This is a genomic window from Rhodanobacter sp. FDAARGOS 1247, from assembly GCF_016889805.1.
Lineage (GTDB): Bacteria > Pseudomonadota > Gammaproteobacteria > Xanthomonadales > Rhodanobacteraceae > Rhodanobacter.
In genome coordinates, this window is the sequence record NZ_CP069535.1 from 1257768 (window position 1) to 1273217 (window position 15450).

General features: G+C 66.7%; 9 protein-coding genes. 2 read left to right on the forward strand and 7 right to left on the reverse strand.

The features are described from left to right. Positions 1-13: 13 nt before the first annotated feature. Positions 14-739: a C40 family peptidase gene (locus I6J77_RS05560; protein ID WP_204110857.1), complete on the forward strand. Its 726-nt coding sequence runs from the start codon at positions 14-16 to the stop codon at positions 737-739. 137 nt (positions 740-876) lie between these two features. Continuing rightward, complete coding sequence (locus tag I6J77_RS05565; RefSeq protein WP_204110858.1) at positions 877-1491, forward strand: rhomboid family intramembrane serine protease; 615 nt, start codon at positions 877-879, stop codon at positions 1489-1491. Between the two features lie 239 nt (positions 1492-1730). On the opposite strand, the gene rapA is transcribed toward I6J77_RS05565, so the two are convergent. From rapA to I6J77_RS05600, 7 genes are all read right to left on the reverse strand, one after another. Continuing rightward, positions 1731-4571 carry an RNA polymerase-associated protein RapA gene (rapA, locus tag I6J77_RS05570; protein WP_204110859.1) on the reverse strand — a complete coding sequence of 947 codons (2841 nt, stop codon included), beginning with the start codon at positions 4569-4571 and terminating at the stop codon, positions 1731-1733. Between the two features lie 231 nt (positions 4572-4802). Beyond that, on the reverse strand, positions 4803-5480 hold the full coding sequence (locus tag I6J77_RS05575; protein WP_204110860.1) for a Fe2+-dependent dioxygenase: 678 nt from the start codon (positions 5478-5480) through the stop codon (positions 4803-4805). A gap of 34 nt (positions 5481-5514) precedes the next feature. Then, entirely contained in the window at positions 5515-7854 is a 2340-nt protein-coding gene (locus tag I6J77_RS05580) for a catecholate siderophore receptor Fiu (protein ID WP_204110861.1), read from the reverse strand. A 373-nt stretch (positions 7855-8227) separates the two neighbouring features. Next, the gene (locus I6J77_RS05585; protein ID WP_204110862.1) at positions 8228-10348 is read right to left on the reverse strand and encodes a M13 family metallopeptidase; all 2121 of its coding nucleotides are present in this window, start codon (positions 10346-10348) and stop codon (positions 8228-8230) included. Between the two features lie 218 nt (positions 10349-10566). Further along, positions 10567-12681, reverse strand: coding sequence for a M13 family metallopeptidase (locus I6J77_RS05590; protein WP_204110863.1), 2115 nt, complete (start codon positions 12679-12681; stop codon positions 10567-10569). Between the two features lie 131 nt (positions 12682-12812). After that, positions 12813-14627, reverse strand: coding sequence for a M14 family metallopeptidase (locus I6J77_RS05595; RefSeq protein WP_204110864.1), 1815 nt, complete (start codon positions 14625-14627; stop codon positions 12813-12815). After that, complete coding sequence (locus tag I6J77_RS05600; RefSeq protein WP_007804625.1) at positions 14624-15301, reverse strand: DUF502 domain-containing protein; 678 nt, start codon at positions 15299-15301, stop codon at positions 14624-14626. Before I6J77_RS05600 ends, I6J77_RS05595 begins: the two co-directional genes overlap by 4 nt. Positions 15302-15450: the final 149 nt, after the last annotated feature.

Genomic DNA, 15450 nt, shown 5'->3' on the forward strand with positions numbered 1-15450 from the left:
GATTTTTCCCAGCATGTCCTTCAAGCACCTGATTGCCGCCACCGCGCTCCTTTCCGTGCTGCTGGTTTCCGCTCCGCTTCAAGCGAAGTCCCTTGCTCCCCTCGCCGTCGTTGCCGGCCAGACCGCCACGGCGGCTCCCGCCGTGCTCGATGATGCCGCGATCGCGCGCGTCAGCGCACCGCTGCTGGGGCAGTTGCCGATCTTCAATCCGACGGCCGGGCTGGCCCAGGCCGTGGTTCCCGACGCCGGCGCCATGATCGCCGTGAAGGCCGCCGTTGCCGCCGACACCAGCGAGCAGAGCGACGCCGCTGCCAGGGTCAGCGCCAACATCACCGACCTGCGCAAGTCGTTGCTGGTCGTGGCGATGGGCCTGCGCGACACCCGTTACGTCCGCGGTGGTCGCGACCCGTCCACCGGCTTCGACTGCAGCGGTTTCGTGCGTTACGTGTTCGCCCATGCGGTGGGCATGCAGCTGCCGCGCAACTCGGCCTCGCAGTTCCTGGCCGGCCTCAAGGTCAAGCGGGCCGACATGCAGCCGGGCGACCTGGTGTTTTTCCGTACGCACGGCAAGCGCGCCATTTCGCACGTGGGCATCTACATCTCGAACGGCCGCTTCATCCACTCGCCGGCCACCGGCAAGTCGGTGGAGATCTCCAGCCTGAAGGAAGGCTACTGGGCCAAGCGCTTCGCCGGCGCCAAGCGTCCGGAAGCGATGGCGCAGGTGGCCGACAAGGGCTGAGCGCGGCCGCACACGTTTTCCGTGGAGCCGCCGCGAGGCGGCTTTTTTCTGCCTGCCGTGGCTGAACGAAAGCGGCGCGGCGCGGTCATCAAGCGAAGCCACCCACGCCTTGCCAAGGCACTCTCCGGAACCTGTTGATGCCTTTTGACCTGCCGCCCGTGACCCGCAACCTGCTGATCGCCAACGTCGCGGTGTTCCTGCTGCAGAAGGTGATGGGGCAGGCGTTGCTGATGAACTTCGCGCTGTGGCCGCTGGGTTCGGGCCTGTTCGGGGTGTGGCAGATCGTCACCAGCGCGTTCATGCATGGCAGCCTCGCCCATATCGCGTTCAACATGATCGCGCTGTACATGTTCGGCGGCACCATCGAGCGCACCTTCGGCGCACGCAATTTCACCATCTACTACTTCGTCTGCGCCATCTCCGCCTCGCTGCTGCAGCTGGCCGTGCTGTGGTTCTTTCCGGGCCAGGTCGGCCCCACGCTGGGCGCGTCGGGCGCGATCTTCGGCTTGCTGCTGGCGTTCGGCATGCTGTATCCGCAGGAGAAGGTGATGCTGATCTTCCTGCCGATCCCGATGCCGGCGTGGCTGTTCGTGAGCCTGTACGCGGCCGCGGAGCTGACCATGGGCGTGACCGGCATCGAGCCGGGCGTCGCCCACTTCGCCCATCTCGGCGGCATGCTGGGCGGCATCGTGCTGATCCAGTACTGGCGCGGGCGGCTGCCGTGGAAGCCGCGGCGACGCCTGCTGCGCTGAGAGGTTGTGATTTTTCAACCTCGAAGCCCGGCCATGGTGAGGGCATGGATGCCCGAATTGAGGCAACGCAGGAGCAATTGCTCGATGGCCGGACGTGGATCGGTCACGCAAGTGACTGATTCACGTGAGCACGTCCGGGCATGTACCGGACGTGCGATAGAAGAAAACCACAGGAAGTGGTTTTCTTCACAGGCTCTGAGCGGTGAAGCAGCCCTGCGAGGTTCGGGCAGGGGCCGGCGTCAGCGCAGGGCGAGGAAGTCCGCGCTGACCACGAAGCGTACGGCGTCCAGGCGCAGCCGTGACTGCGGCAGGGCGCCCAGCAGTTCGGAGCGTTCGGCGACGACCGCGGCGATTTCCGCCTCGCTGACCGACGGATTGACCGCACGCAGCGCCAGCAGCCGCGACAGCTCGGCATCCAGCGTCGTGGTGGCCAGGTCGGTGGCTTCCTCGATCCGCGTCTTCGCCTGCACGCCGGCCAGTGCCTCGGCGCGCTCCAGCATCGGCGGTACCAGCTTGCCCAGGAACTTGCGGTAGCGCACCACTTCAATGTTGCGGTCGCCCGCCTTGCGCAGCGCGATGTCGCTGGGTTCGAAATCGGCGCGTTCGGCGAGTCGGGTGTCCACCGTGATCACGATCGGCAGGATCGGCAGGAAGCGCTCGGCGTCGAGCCGGCGATCGGCGACGCACTCGAGCAGGAACACCGCCTGCAGCAGCGCGCTGCGCGGCGGCAGCGCGTCGTCGACCATGAACGCGGCGTTGCCCTGCTCGCCGGACAGCGCCAGGTCCATCGCGCCGGCGACCAGCGGGTGGTCGAGCCGCAACAGCGGCAGTTCCTCGCGGGCCAGCGCCACGTCGCGCACGAAGGTGACCGATTGCGGACCGTCGGCGAAACCGGGCAGGGCATCGGTGGACAGGTATTGCGGATCGAGCAGCAATACCTGGCCGCCCAGCTCCTCGGGATGGATGCCGAACGCTTCCAGCAGGCGCTGCACGAAGGCGTCGCGGGCGGGGTCGTGGTCTTCGCGGGCGAACGCCTGCTGCAGTTCGTCGGCGTGCAGGTCGCGGGTGGCGGCCAGTTCCAGCAGGTGGTCGCGGCCACCGCGGATCAGCTCGGCCATCTGTTCATGGCTGGCATGGGTTTCGGCCAGCAGGGCGTCCAGTTCCTGATCGCGGTTGTCGTCGCCGCGGGCGTGCTCGTCGGCCAGCCGGGTCAGCAGCTCGCCGTAGCGGCGCAGCAGTTCGCGGCCGTCGGCCGGGCTCATGCGGAACGCGTCGACGCCTTCGTCGTACCAGCGCGCCAGCACGTGCTGGGCGCTGTCGGCCACGGCCAGGATGTGGATGTTGATGTCGTGTTTCTGGCCGATGCGGTCGAGTCGGCCGATGCGCTGTTCGAGCAGGTCCGGGTCCAGCGGCAGGTCCCACAGGATCAGTCGATGTGCGAACTGGAAGTTGCGCCCCTCCGAGCCGATCTCCGAACACAGCAGCAATCGCGCGCCGTCAGGCTGGGCGAAGTAGGCGGCGTTGCGGTCGCGCTGGATGATGCCGAGGCCTTCGTGGAAGCGCGCCACGCCGACGCCGCTGCGGGTGCGCAGCACTTCTTCCAGCGCCAGCACCTTGGCCTGGCTGCGGCAGATCAGCAGGAACTTGTCCTGCGGGTGCTGCTCCAGCAGGCCGATCAGCGCATCCACCCGCGGGTCGGCGCTGTAGTCGATCTCGATCAGCGCCGGCGGCTGCAGGATGTCGGCATGGAACTCGGCCAGCAGCGACTGGCGCGTGCTTTCGTCCACCGTGTCCGCGTCCAGCAGGTGCCATTCGGGCAAGCGCTTCGGGAAGCCGCCCACGCCGGCGCGGTTGTTGCGGAACATCGCGCGGCCGGTGCCGTGGCGATCGATCAGCGCGGCCAGCAGTTCGCGGGCATTGGCCGGACTGGTCGAGTCGGCCAGTCGCGCGGTGAGCGCCGCGTCGCCGTGGAAGGCGTCGGCGAGGGTGGCGCGCTGCAGGTCGTCCAGCGGCTCGCCGTCGAGCAGCCGGTCGGCGATCTTCGACAGCGCCTGGTAGGTATCGGCCTCGGCCAGATAGCCGTCCAGATCGTGGTAACGCTGGGGGTCGAGCAGGCGCAGGCGGGCGAAGTGGCCGCTGCGTCCGAGCTGTTCGGGGGTGGCGGTGAGCAGGATCACGCCGGGAATCGCCGCGGCCAGTCGCTCCACCATCGTGTAGCGCGGGCTGGCCGCTTCCGGCGACCACGCCAGGTGATGGGCTTCGTCCACCACCAGCAGGTCCCACGGCGCTTCCAGCAATTGCTTCGCGTATTTCGGCGAGCTTTCCAGGAAGCCGAAGTCGGCGATCACCAGTTGCTCGTCCTCGAACGGATTGCCGGCGTCGCCGGCCTGTTCGAGTGCCTCGCAGCGCTCCTCGTCGTAGATCGCGAAGCTGAGGTTGAAGCGGCGCAGCATCTCGACGAACCACTGGTAGACCAGGGTGTCGGGCAACAGCAGCAGCACCCGCGAGGCGCGGCCGGTGGCAAGCTGGCGCGCGATGATCATGCCCGCCTCGATGGTCTTGCCCAGGCCGACCTCGTCGGCCAGCAGCACGCGGGGCGGCCGACGGGCGGAGGCAATCCCGGCCACGCGCAGCTGGTGCGGCACCAGTCCGATCCGCGCCGCGCCCAGGCCCCACATCGGCGAACGGCGCGCCTCGGCGCGCCGCTTCAGGCCTTCCAGGCGCAGCTCGAAGTGCGCCACGGTGTCGGTGCGGCCGCCGATCAGGCGGTCGTCGGCCTGGCTCACGCTCTGCTCGTCGTCGAGCTGGCCTTCCTCCAGTTCGCGCCCTTCGCCCCGATAGATCAGCAGTTCATCGCGGATCTCCACCCGCTCGACCAGGAACGCGATGCCCTTGCCGGCCACGCGCTGGCCGGCGCGGAACTCGGCGCGCAGCAGCGGCGCCGAATCCATCGCGTAGGGGCGCAGTACCCCGGCCTTGGCGAACAGCACCTGCACGCCGCGTCCCTCGACGCGCAGTACGGTGCCGAGGCCGAGCTCGGGTTCGGCGGAGGAGATCCAGCGTTGACCAGGAACAAACATGTTTCAGCCGCGTTTTGCAGGGGGTCGACAATTATCCGCTCCGCGGCGCGCGGTGGGAACCGTTGTCTGCGGTCGGCCCGGCTCAGCGCCTGTGAAGAAAACCACTTCCTGTGGCTTTCTTCCATCGCATGTCCGGTACATGCCCGGACGTGCTCACGCGAATCAGTCACTTGTGACTGCTCCGCGACCGGCCGTCCGTGGCCGACCCGAGAGGTTGAAAAACTCAACCTCTCAGGTCTCCGACCACTGCCGCAGCAGGTTGTGGTAGACGCCGGTCAGTTGCAGCACCGCCGCCGGGTCGGCAGCCGTTTGCGTCAGGCGCTGGATCGAGCCGTCCAGTTCGAACAGCAGGCGACGGCGGCTGTCGTCGCGGACCAGGCTTTGCACCCAGAAGAAGGAGGCCACCCGCGCGCCGCGGGTCACCGGGGCGACCCGGTGCAGGCTGCTGGACGGGTAGACGATCAGGTCACCAGCCGGCAGCTTCACCTCGTGCTCGCCGTAGGTGTCGTTGACGATCAGCTCGCCGCCGTCGTATTCGTCCGGTTCGCTGAGGAACAGCGTGCAGGACACGTCGCTGCGCAACTGCGCGTCGGCGGACAGCGCCATCACCGCGCCGTCGACGTGGTAGCCGTATTCGCCGCCGCCCTCGTAACGGTTGAAGCGTGGCGGCAGGGTGCGCAGCGGCAGGGCCGCCGCGTGATAGAGCGGATTCTTCGCCAGCGCCGCCTGCACCAGCTGGCCCAGTTGCAGGCGCAGTGGCGAGGCGTCGGGCAATTGCAGGTTGCGCTTGACCTTCGCCCCCTGCACGCCGACGGTTTCGCGGCCGTCGGTCCACGCGGCCGCGTCCAGCTCGGCGCGAATCCGGGCGACCTGCGCGGGATCGAGTACCTCGGGGATGTGCAGCAGCATGAAGCACCTGTGACTTAGGGCGGGAAGCCGAGGATCAGAAACGGATGTTGGCAGTGAGCATCGCCGCGCGCGGCGTGCCCGGGGTGTAACGGTAGCCGCTCTTGTTGATCGCCGCGACGTAGTCCTTGTCGAACAGGTTGTACAGGTTCAACTGCAGGTCGAAATGCTTGCTGACCGGATAGCTGGCCATCGCGTCGAACACCCAGTACGCCTCGGTGAACGCCGGCGTGCCGATCGCGCCGTCGGTGCCGCGCTTCATTTCGCCGGCATAACGGGCACCGCCGCCGATGGTGAGGTTGAACGGCAGGTGGTAGGTGGTCCAGGCGGTGAATGCGCTCTTCGGGGTATAGGCCAGGTCGCTGGAACCGTCGTTGGCGACGGCCTTGCCGCTGGTCACCCTGGCGTCCATCGTGGTGTAGCCGGCGCTGACCGCCCAGTTGTCGGTGAGCTTGCCGACCATGCTCAGCTCGATGCCCTGCACGCGCTTCTCGCCGACCTGGTAATACTGCAGGTCGACCGGGTCCTGCACCAGGTCATTGGTGACGGTGGTGCGGTACAACGCGCCGGTCAGCAGCAGTCTTTCGCCGAGCAGGTCCCACTTGCTGCCCAGCTCGACGGTGCGGGCCTTCTGCGGATCGAAGTCGGGGTTGTCGGCGCTGTTGGCCGAACCGCTCAGGGTCAAGGTGTTGCCGCCCGGCGGCTCCTGCGACACGGCAAAGTTCGCATAGATGCTGCCATTGGCGGCCGGCTTGTACAGCACGCCGAGCTTGTAGCTGGGCAGGTTGCCGGACTTGTCGGCGTCCACGCCCGGCAGCACGCTGCCGGCGGGCAGGGTGCCGCAGGCCGGGGCGTTGCGGGAGCCGCAGACGACCATGCTGTCAAAGTCGGTCTGGTAGTGGTCCAGGCGCAGGCCGGCATTGACCTGCCACTGCTCGTCGAACTTCAGCGTGTCGAACAGGTAGGCCGCTTCGGTATCGGTCTGGCCATGCGTGTCGGCGCCGTTGCTGCCGTAGAGCAGCCCGCTGACGTCGGCCTCGGGGTGGTAGAGATTCGCGGCGGGCCAGGCGCTGCCGGCCAGGGTGGCCATGCCGATGGTGTCGGCCTTTTCGCGGGTCAGCTCGATGCCGGCGCTGAGGTTGTGCGTGACGCTGCCGGTGTCGAAGCTGGCGGTGAGGTTGGTCTGGTTGGTGACGATGCGGTTGGTCTGGTTCTTGTACGTCGGCAGGCTGCGCGCGATGGTCCAGGTCGAGGGATCGGCGGCGTCCGGGGTGAGCAGGTTGGCGGTATCGCCGCGGAACGAAGTCAGCAGGTAGTCCTGGTGGGTGCGGCCCCAGCGCGTGGTGTTGTGCAGCGCCACGTCGGTCGTGAAGTCGTGCTCGACGATGACGGTGAACATGTCCGCCTTGACGTCGTCATGGTCGGAGGTGGTGCCGTAGAAGTTCGACGGATCGACCATCGGCGCGTCGGCGAGGAACGGCCGGGTGGCATCCGGGCTGCTGTAACCGGGCAGGCCCAGGGTCGGCACGCCGCCGTCGGGCAGGTTGTTCTGCTGCACGTGCAGGAAGTCGATGTAGACCCGAGTCGGCGTCTTCAGGCCGAACGCCAGCGACGGCGCGACGCCCCAGCGGTTCGCTTCGACCTTGTCGCGCCCCGGCGAGCCGCTGTCCTGGCCCATCAGGTTGAGGCGGAACGCGGAGTTGGCGCCCAGGGTCTGGTTCCAGTCGGCGGTGGCGCGGCGGTGCTGGCCGCTGCCGTAGCCGATTGATCCGGAGATGCCGTCGCCCAGTTGCGGCTGCTTGCTGGCCAGGTTGACCGAGCCGGTGGGCGCGGTGCGACCGTAGTCGGTGCCGGCCGGACCCTTGGCCACTTCCACCTGTTCGATGTTGAACACGTCGCGCGAGATCGAGCCGAGGTCGCGCACGCCGTCCACGAAGATGCTGCCCGAGGTGTCGAAGCCGCGCATGTAGATGCTGTCGCCGGTGTTGGTGCTGCCGTTCTCGCCGACGTAGAAGGTGCCCACGCCCGGGCTGTTGCGCAGCGCTTCGGTCAGCGTGGTGGCGCCCTGCTGCTGGATCAGTTCCTTGGTGATCACGCTGATGGTCTGCGTGGTGTCCAGCAGCGGCTGGGTGTATTTCGGCGAGGACAGCTTGTCGACGCGGTAGTCGTTGCCGGTGACCGCTTCCACCTGCACGCCGGGCAGGCTCTTGGCCTGCGCCACTTGCGCGCCGGTGAAATCGGCGGGTGTGGTATCCGTGGCGGCCGCGGGGAAAGCCAGCGCCAGGCCGGTGAACAGGGTTGCCGCCTTCAGCGCGCTCGTCGTCGGGACCTGCCGCTGCGAGGCGACGGGATGCTTGCGCGATTTGATCGGTGTCATGAGAGCTCCATGGGTGAACGGGATTTGCATGCGGACAGGGCCTGGCGGGTCTGGCGCATGCAAAGGTCTTGCATTGGCTGGATGCAGGTTTCGGGGCCAGCCGAACGCGCACCGAAGCAGATCAGCGTGCGTCGTGTCGTCCGACGGGAAACAACCTGGAAATGGCGAACATTCCGGCTTGCTGCGCGAATGCGCTGGCGGCCGGAGAAGGTGCCTAAGATACTTTAATGAGAATGATTTGCAATACCCAACAAGCCGGCATCTGTCATCCCGCGCTGCAGCGGCAGGGCGCACACCATGAAAAAGGCCCCGCATTCGCATGCGGGGCCTTCGTTTCAAGCCGCGATGAATTGCGGCCGGTGTCGATATGGAATTACCAGATCTTCACCTGCTTGTCGGCCGGGGCCACCATCGCGTCGCCGCTCTTGCACTGGAACGCGCTGGCGAAGGTCGGCATGTTGGACGGCGCGCCCATCGCGCGGAACTTCATCGGCGAGTGCGGATCGGCATTCAGATAGACCATCTGCGCCTTTTCGCGGATGTCGCCACGCCACACGCGGGCCCAGTTCAGGAAGAAGCGCTGGTCCTGGGTGTAGCCCTCGATCTTCGAGGCCGCTTCGGTCGGGTTCTTCTTCAGCGCGGTCTGCAGCGCGTCATAGGCGATGTTGAGGCCGCCCAGGTCGGCGATGTTCTCGCCCAGGGTCAGCTTGCCGTTGACGTGCAGCTCGGGGTGGTCGGCCAGCGGGGCGTAGCCGTTGAACTGGTCGACCAGCTTGCCGGTGCGTGCCTCGAACTGTTTCTTGTCCGCGTCGCTCCACCAGTTGAGGTTGTTGCCGTCGCCGTCGAACTGGCTGCCCTGGTCGTCGAAGCCGTGGCTGGCCTCGTGGCCGATCACCGCGCCGATGCCGCCGTAGTTGATCGCGTCATCCGCCTTGGCATCGAAGAACGGCGGCTGCAGGATCGCGGCCGGGAAGTTGATCGTGTTGTCGGTGGGGTTGTAGTACGCGTTGACCGTCTGCGGGGTCATGCCCCAGTCCTTGCGGTCGGTCGGCTTGCCGATCTTGGCGATGTCGTACTCGTAGTTGAACTTGCTGGCCGCCTGCATGTTGGCGTAGTAGTTGTCCTTGGTGATGGTCAGGCCATCCCAGTTGCGCCAGGTTTCCGGGTAGCCGATCTTCGGCAGGAACTTCGACCACTTGTCCAGCGCCTTGGTCTTGGTCTCGGCGCTCATCCAGTCGAGGTTCTCGATGCGCGTCTTCAGCGCGTCACGCACGTTGGTGACCAGCTCCTCTGCGCGGGTCTTCGCCTCGGGGGTGAAGTACTTGGCCACGTACAGCTGGCCCAGGGCCTGGCCCATCGCGCCGTTGACCGAACCCAGCGAACGCTTCCACTGCGGCTGCTGCTGCGGCTGGCCGCGCAGGGTCTTGCCGTAGAAATCGAACTGCGCATCGACGAACGGTTCGGACAGGGCAGCGGCCGAGTTGGAGATCGTGCGGGCCTTCAGGTAGGCCTTCCACTCGTCCATCGGCGCGCTGGCGAGCAGCTTGTCGAACTCGGCGAAGAACTTCGGCTGCGACAGCGAGAAGCCCTTGTCGATGGTGACGCCCTGCGCCTTGAAGAACGCGTTCCAGTCGAAGTGCGGGGTGACCTTGTTCGCTTCGGCCACGGTCGCGAAGTGGTACTGGTTCTCCGGCTTGCGCATTTCCACCCGCGGGATGGAGTGCTGCGCCAGGTCGGTTTCGAACTTCATCGCCAGCGCGGCCTGCTTGCTGGCGTCGGCGGCGCTGCTGCCGGTCATCTCGAACAGCTTGGCGAGGTACTTGACGTAGGCGTCGCGCACTTCCTTGTTCTTCGCATCGGTGTAGTAGTCCGGCGTGGGCAGGCCGAGGCCGCTCTGCTCGGTGTAGGCGATCTGGATCTTGGCGTCCTTGAAGTCGGCGCCCGAACCGAAGTTGAACACCGCGCCGTCGCCCTTGGCGAAGGACTGGTTCAGCCAGGTCGGGAGCTCCTTGTTGGACTTCAGCGCGTCGATGCCGGCCAGGTCGGCCTTGATCGGCTCGAAGCCGGCCTTGTTGCGCGCGTCCATGTCCATGCTGGAGTGGTACAGCCAGCCGATCTTCTGCTCGATCGAACCGGCCTTGGCGCTGTCGGCGTTCTTTTCCGCGTCGTCAACCAGCTGGTGCTGGTCGGCCAGGCTCTTCTCGTGCAGCACGCTGAAGGCGCCCCACACGGTCTGGTCGGCCGGGATCGGGTTGGCCTTGACCCACTTCGCGTTGACGAAGCCGTTGAAGTCCTGGCAGGCCAGCGCGCTGTCGCCCAGTTCGCTGACGTCGAAGATGCTCTTGCCGAGGTCGGCCGCGGCGGTGCCGGCCGCGGCCGGCGCGGTGCTGGCCGGCGCCGGCGCGTTGTCGGCGGCGTCGTGCTTGCCGCAGGCGGCCAGCGCCAGGCTGACGGCGAGCGCCAGTGCCATGGGCTTCAGATACTGCTTGGTCATGGATGTCCCTTGTAGGTGGTGGTGAGTGTGCTTGTTCGGCCGCGTCACAAGTCCCCCCGGACGCGGACGCATGCCCATCCACGCTAGGCCAAACGTCATGGGCCAGACAGTGTCAAAGGTCAGGGGCACCGGCCGGGGAAAAAAAGGCCCCGCATCTGCATGCGGGGCCCTGGGGTCGCATCAGGTCGCGATGCATCGCGACCGGGATGATCGCCGGATTACCAGATCTTCACCTGCTTGTCGTCGCCGCGCACCATCGCGTCGCCGGGCTTGCACTGGAACGCGGTGGCGAACGCCGGCATGTTCGACGGCGCGCCGATCGCGCGCAGCGAGGCCGGTGCATGCGGATCGGTGTTCAGGCGCAGCAGCGCCTGCTTCTCGCGGATGTTGCCGCGCCACACGCGGGCCCAGTTGAGGAAGAAACGCTGGTCCTCGGTGTAGCCGTCGATCTTCTTGCCCGCTTCCTCCGGGTGCTGCTTCAGGGCCACCTGCAGCGCGTCGTAGGCCACGTTCAGGCCGCCCAGGTCGGCGATGTTCTCGCCCAGGGTCAGCTTGCCGTTGACGTGCGCGTCCGGCTGGTCCTTGATCGGCGTGTAGTCGTTGAACTGCTGCACCAGCTTGGCGGTGCGGGCGTCGAACTTGGCACGGTCGGCCTCGCTCCACCAGTTGACGTTGTTGCCGGCGCCGTCGAACTGGCTGCCTTCGTCGTCGAAGCCGTGGCTGGCCTCGTGGCCGATCACCGCGCCGATGCCGCCGTAGTTGATCGCGTCGTCGGCCTTGGCATCGAAGAACGGCGGCTGCAGGATCGCGGCGGGGAAGTTGATCGTGTTGTCGGTCGGGTTGTAGTACGCGTTGACCGTCTGCGGGGTCATGCCCCATTCCTTGCGGTCGGTCGGCTTGCCGATCTTGGCGATGTCGTACTCGTAGTTGAACTTGCCGGCCGCTTCGAGGTTGGCGTAGTAGTTGTCCGGCACGATCGTGAGGCCGGTCCAGTCGCGCCACTTGTCCGGGTAGCCGATCTTGGGCAGGAAGGTGTCCCACTTGGCGATCGCCTTGGCCTTGGTCTCGTCGCTCATCCAGTCGAGGTTCTGGATGCGTGCCTTCAGCGCGTTGCGCACGTTGGTCACCAGCTCCTCGGCGCGGCTCTTCGCTTCGGGGGTGAACTCGGTCTTGACGTACAGCTCGCCCAGCGCCATGCCCATCGAGCCGTTGACCGCGCCCAGCACCTGCTTCCAGCGCGGCTTCTGCTCCGGCTGGCCGGACAGCGTCTTGCCGTAGAAGGCGAACTTGTTGTCGCGGAAATTCTTGCTCAGCGCGTCGGAGGCGTCATCGATGGTGTGGAAGCGCAGGTAGGCCTGCCACTGGCTGACCGGTGCGCTGGCCAGCAGCTTGTCGAACTCGGCGAAGAACTTCGGCTGCGACAGCGAGAAGCCCTTGTCGATGGTCACGCCCTGGGCCTTGAAGAAGTTCTCCCAGTTGAAGTGCGGGGTGACCTTGTTCGCTTCGGCGACGCTGACGAAGTGGTACTGGTTTTCCGGTGTGCGCAGTTCCACGGGTGCCAGCGACGCGGCAGCCAGCTTCGTCTCGAACGCCATCACTTCATCGGCCTGCTTCTTCGCGTCGGCGGCGGACACGCCGGTCAGCTGCAGCGTCTTGGCGATGTAGTCGAGGTAGGCCTTGCGCAGGTCAGCCTGCTTCGGGTCGGTGTAGTAATCCTTGGTCGGCAGGCCCAGGCCCGCCTGGAAGGTGTAGCCGATCTGGGTTTCGGCGTGCTTGAAGTCGGCGCCGGAGCCGAACTGGAACACCTGCATGTCACCTTCGGCGAAGCTCTTGTCGAGGTATCCGGCTACGTCCTTGCCGTTCTTCAGCTGGTCGATCGCGGCCAGCTTCGGCTTGATCGGATCGAAGCCGGCCTTGTCGATGGCGGCCTCGTCCATGCCGGACTTGTACAGGTTGCCGATCTTCTGCTCGATCGAGCCGGCGGCGGCCTGGTCGGCGCCCTTGGCGGCGTCCTCGACGATCTTGTGCTGGGTGTTCAGGCTGTCCTCGGCCAGCTTGTCGAACGCGCCCCAGCGGGTGCGATCGGCCGGGATCGGGTTGGCGGCCACCCACTGGCTGTTGACGAAGCCGTTGAAGTCGGCGCAGGCGTTGATCTTCGGATCCAGTTCGCTGACGTCGAAGATGCTCTTGCCGAGGTCGGCTGCCGCGGTGGTGGCGGCTGCGGCGGGCGCGCTGGTGCTGGCGGCCGGCGCCGACTCCTGCTTGCCGCAGGCGGTCAGGGCAAGCGCCACGCTGATCGCCAGCGCGATGGGCTTCAGATACTGCTTGGTCATGGATATCCCTCTGTATGGATGGATGCCGGCGGTGGCCGGGGAGCTTTCATGATCGTGCCTCCGCGTCCCCCCGGCGGCCGTCAAGACCGCCGACGCTAGGCCAAACGTCATGGGCGATACAGTGTCATAGGTCAGGGGTGGGCAGGGGAAGCCTGGCCCGGCAGTGCCCTGAGCTGCGCCGGGTCCAGCCGCAGCACCGGGTAGGCGCCCACGTGCTGGTCGGCGTACCAGGGCGAACGCTGGAAAAACCAGTGCAGCCTGGCGTAACCGTTGGCGGCGAAGGCGGGGTCGTCGTGCAGCTTCTGTTCGAACGAGGCCTTCAGTGCAGGGTCCTTCGCCATCATCTCGCGCGCCAGTTTTTCCAGCACGCGCGGTTCGCCGTATTCCTTGGCCTCGAAGATCGCATCGAGGTCACCCCACTGCAGCAGCGAATCCGGCGCCTGCGGTTCGAGCAGGTTGATCGCCACGTTGGCCGCCCGCTGGTTCATCGGCACGATCACCGAACCGGCCGGCAGGGTGGCTTCGCGCGCCACGGGATGCAGCTTGAAGTCGCGCAGCATCACGTGTCCTTCGAACGACTTGTTCGCCCATTGCGGGTCATCCAGCTGATAGCCCGTCGCGCGGATCGTCATCGGCGCGCTGGTGCGCCGGTAGACGATGCCGTGCGCGTCGAGCTTGTCGATGATCTGCGTCCATTGCACGGGCACCACGTAGGCCGCCGGCGGCGTCACGGAAATGGCCGGCAGCAGGCCATTCCAGTTCGGGATGGTGTACGTCTTCGGCTGGCTCGGGTCGTAGCGGATCCACGGGCTGTTGGAGATGTCGCTCGGGGTCAGCGTGAACGCAAAACCCTTCAGCGTGTACGGCGTGGATTGCGGATCGGGCCTGAACGTGAGCGGCACCGTGGCGTCCGCGTCGGCGGCGCGGGCGACGGTATCGGCATCGGCCTTCGCGGTGGCTGCGAGCAGGGCGGCGGGATGGCGGTTGACCTGCTCCAGCATCAGCTCGACCAGGTCGTACACGGCGTGCACGCGGTTCGCATAGGACTTCAACATGTGCGTTTCGATCAGCAGCGCCGGCCGGTTCTGCAGCGCCGCGTAGCCGGTGGAAAAGCGCGGTCCCGAACCGAAGTTCACGATGCCCTGGCGTGGATCGGTGCCGTCCTTGAACTCCAGGTAGATCGAGGCGAGGTGGCCGCGCTTCTCGTACGCCGGCAGCGCGTGCCTGACGATCGTGTCCTGCTGCCACTGGCTCACCGCCGGATCGAGCTTGTGCGGGTCCTCGGTGTACCAGGTGAGGTCGTACTGGTAGTCCGCGCCGTCGGTGGTGTGCACGTCGATCAGGAAATCCGGCAGCCACTGCTGCCACAGCTTCAGCCACGCGCGCATTTCCGGCGCATCGGCCTTGACGTAGTCGCGGTTGAGGTTGAGGTACTGCGACTGGCCGCGAAAGCCCATGCTGGCCGGGCCGTTCTGGTTGATGCGGTGGTACGGGCTGGAATTCTCGTGGCCATCCACGCTGAACACCGGGATGTAGACCAGCACCAGGTGATCGAGCACGTGCGGATACTTCTTCGTGATCGCGATATCGCGCAGCAGCATCAGCCCGGCATCCTTGCCCTCGATCTCGCCCGGGTGGATGCCCGCCTGCACCAGCACCACCGGCTTGTGCGCGGCGCGTGCGGCAGCCGGGTCGAACGTGCCGTCGGCGCTGGCGATCACCACCGTCATCGGGCGGCCTTCAGGGGTGCTGCCGAAGGTTTCCAGATGGATCATCCCCGGCGCCGCCTGCTGTAGCCGCTGCAGGTAGGCCAGCGTGTCGGCGTAGCTCGGCGTAGTGCGGAACTGCGCGGCTTCCGCCGGCGTGGTCCAGTCAGTGTCGGCGGCATGAGCGCCGCACGCCGCTGCGCCGAGCAGGGCGAAACACAGGAAGTGGCGGAGGTTCATGCGTGCGGCTCCGGGGTGTCCTGGCGCAACTGGGGTGGCGAGGCCGGCAAGGTGTCGGGCGCCACCGCGCCGCCGGAAATGATGAAGGCCATCGCCTGATCCATGGTCCAGTCTGTCGGCGTCAGCTCATCCACCGGCACCAGTTCCAGATAGCCGCCGGTGGGGTTGGGCGTGGTCGGAATATAGACAGCCGCCATCTCCCGACCGCTGCCTTCCTCGATCATCACCCGGGTGACGAAACCCACCACCTTCATGCCGCGACGGGGAAAGTCGATCAGCACCACCCGCTGCATGCCGCTGGGCTTGTTCTGCAGCACCGCCATCAGCTTCTTGGTGCCGCCGTAGATCGTCTGCACCAGCGGGATGCGTGCCAGCAACCCGTCGAACGCCGTGAGGAAGCGCTGGCCGATCACCCGGTTCGCAATGAAGCCGAGCAGGTACAGCGCCACCAGGGTGATCACCAGCGCAAGAATGAAATTCAGCCACTCCATGTTCAGCGACTCGGCGGTGCGCGGAGCCACCAGCGCCAGCGTGCCGAGCAACCCCGCCACCAGCGGCGCGCCGATGCCGGCCAGCATCCCGAGGATGAACTTGAACACCAGCCAGGTCACCCACAGCGGGATGAAGGTGAGCAGGCCGGTGAGCAGGTAGCGCTTGACGCGAAACGGTCGCATGGGGTGAGGGTCCGGGATGCGGGGGATGCCCGCATTGTAGGTGGGGGCGAGTCGCCGCGTCGCCGGGGAGCATGGTCGGGCCGTTCCGGCGAAGGCCGGCGTCGCGCTCGCTGTTGGGGGTGACGCTTTTGCGTGGCCTTGTGCATCAG

What these genes read in the sequence shown, in the direction of transcription:
- I6J77_RS05585 (WP_204110862.1), bottom strand. Translation starts at nt 10,348, where the DNA reads ATGACCAAGCAGTATCTGAAGCCCATGGCACTGGCGCTCGCCGTCAGC.
- I6J77_RS05590 (WP_204110863.1), bottom strand. Translation starts at nt 12,681, where the DNA reads ATGACCAAGCAGTATCTGAAGCCCATCGCGCTGGCGATCAGCGTGGCG.
- I6J77_RS05575 (WP_204110860.1), bottom strand. Translation starts at nt 5,480, where the DNA reads ATGCTGCTGCACATCCCCGAGGTACTCGATCCCGCGCAGGTCGCCCGG.
- rapA (WP_204110859.1), bottom strand. Translation starts at nt 4,571, where the DNA reads ATGTTTGTTCCTGGTCAACGCTGGATCTCCTCCGCCGAACCCGAGCTC.
- I6J77_RS05565 (WP_204110858.1), top strand. Translation starts at nt 877, where the DNA reads ATGCCTTTTGACCTGCCGCCCGTGACCCGCAACCTGCTGATCGCCAAC.
- I6J77_RS05580 (WP_204110861.1), bottom strand. Translation starts at nt 7,854, where the DNA reads ATGACACCGATCAAATCGCGCAAGCATCCCGTCGCCTCGCAGCGGCAG.
- I6J77_RS05600 (WP_007804625.1), bottom strand. Translation starts at nt 15,301, where the DNA reads ATGCGACCGTTTCGCGTCAAGCGCTACCTGCTCACCGGCCTGCTCACC.
- I6J77_RS05560 (WP_204110857.1), top strand. Translation starts at nt 14, where the DNA reads ATGTCCTTCAAGCACCTGATTGCCGCCACCGCGCTCCTTTCCGTGCTG.
- I6J77_RS05595 (WP_204110864.1), bottom strand. Translation starts at nt 14,627, where the DNA reads ATGAACCTCCGCCACTTCCTGTGTTTCGCCCTGCTCGGCGCAGCGGCG.